General features: G+C 66.0%; 1 protein-coding gene. It reads left to right on the plus strand.

Translation table 11 applies throughout. The features are described from left to right. Positions 1-235 precede the first annotated feature (235 nt). The gene (locus tag LDL49_RS56325) at positions 236-1,618 is read left to right on the plus strand and encodes an IS1380 family transposase (protein WP_225303175.1); all 1,383 of its coding nucleotides are present in this window, start codon (positions 236-238) and stop codon (positions 1,616-1,618) included. Positions 1,619-2,040: the final 422 nt, after the last annotated feature.

Genomic DNA, 2,040 nt, shown 5'->3' on the forward strand with positions numbered 1-2,040 from the left:
CTGGAAACGGAGCAACGAACCTGGCCACGGTCACTGGGGTGGCACAACCGACCGGGAAACCGGCGGAACATGAAGGCCCCAGGCCCTACCGTCAGGAGACGCCACCGCGCCAGCCCCCGACCCTACACGGGAGTGGGAGGCAGTGGGGCTGTTTACATGAGAAAAGTGCCTCTGAGCTGGGAAGATCGGGCTTGTCGAGAGTCCAGTCCACACCAGTTCAAGGGGCACTTTCCAGGTGCAGACTACAGGCCGCAAGCCCAAGATTGTCGTCTCCTCTGACGGATCGCAGATCGCCAGTCACGCGGGTGGCCTGCTGCTGACGGAGGTTCTGCGCGTCAGTGGCCTGGGCCGCGGCCTGTCCCAAGCTCTGGCACCCTGGCGTCGACCTCGGGCCATCCACGACCCCGCGAAGGTCGTCACCGACCTCGCTGTCGCGCTCGCCCTGGGCGGCGACTGCCTGGCCGACATCGCCGTGCTGCGCTCCTGCCCCGAACTGTTCGGCCCGATCGCCTCCGACCCGACCGTCTCCCGACTGGTCACCGAACTGGCCGCGGCCGGGCCGAAGGCACTGCGGGCCATCCGCACGGCACGCGCCGCAGCCCGCGAGCACGTCTGGGCGCTGGCCGGCGAGCGGGCTCCCGGCGCAGGCGGTGCGCTCATCCCAGTGGACCTGGACGCCACCATCGTAATCGCCCACTCCGAGAAGGAACGGGCGGCTCCCACCTGGAAGAAGACGTTCGGTTTCCATCCGATGACCGCATTCATCGACCACGGACACAACGGAACCGGGGAAGCGGCCACCCTGCTGCTGCGAAACGGCAACGCCGGGTCCAACACCGCCGCCGACCACATCACGGCCGGACGACTCGCACTCGCGCAGATCCCGACCCACCTGCACAAACAGGTACTGATCCGCACCGACTCCGGCAGCGGCACCCACGAGTTCCTCACCTGGATCACCTCCCGAAGGCTGAAGTACTCCATCGGGTTCAACCTGACCGACGACATCTGCGCAGCGATCCTCCGGCTGCCTGAGCAGGCGTGGCAGAACGCCTATGACGCCGATGGTCAGGTCCGCGACGGCGCCTGGGTGGCAGAGCTGACCGGACTGCTCGACATGACCTCGTGGCCCAAGGCAATGCGGGTGATCGTCCGCAAAGAGCGCCCCCACCCCGGCGCCCAACTGCGTTTCACCGATCTGGACGGACACCGCTTCACCTGCTTTGTCACCGGCACCCGGCCGGGCGGCGGCCGGGGCCAACTCGCCGACCTGGAACTACGCCACCGCCGCCGGGCCCGTTGTGAGGACCGCATCCGCACCGCCAAGGACACCGGTCTACGCAACCTGCCGCTGCACAGCTTCGCCGCCAACCAGATCTGGCTTGAACTCATCGCCCTGGCCTGCGAGCTGACCGCCTGGGCACAGATGCTCGCCTTCGACGACGGCCATCCGGCCCGCCGTTGGGAACCCAAACGGCTGCGGCTGCGGCTCTTCTCCGCCGCTGCGCGCCTGGTCAAAGGCGGCAGACAACTGCGGGTACGGCTGGCTCGACGCTGGCGATGGAGCGAACTGATCGCCACCGCGATCAGCCGCCTGCAGGCTCTGCCCGCGCCTTGACCTCCACCCTCCAACCCGACCATCAAGAAGGGAGACACCCGGGCCTGTGGAACCCCGCCCACCCGACGCGACAGTCGGGTCAAGTGGCTGACCTACCTCTGAAACAGCAGGTAATCAAGCCACTACGAACCCCGCCCAGCCTCGCGAAAGATCGAGGCTAGACCGCTGCTCCCGACGCGCGAAGGAAGTGAACACCTCACCCGCGAAGTCCTCAAGACGGCCTCGAACATCAGCCAGCTCAGCCGGAGTCACACAAAGATCATCTCACGCCAAATCACAAACTAACAAAGTACTACTAGTATTCTGCGCCGGAAAAGCGGCGGATAAATTTGTATTCTGATGGATATGGCGCATTCTGGACCGCCGGCGGCGGAGATCCATCTGACCGAAGCCGAACGAGCTCGGCTGATTGGCATGTCGGC

Source organism: Nonomuraea aurantiaca (genome assembly GCF_020215705.1).
Taxonomy (GTDB): Bacteria; Actinomycetota; Actinomycetes; order Streptosporangiales; family Streptosporangiaceae; genus Nonomuraea; species Nonomuraea aurantiaca.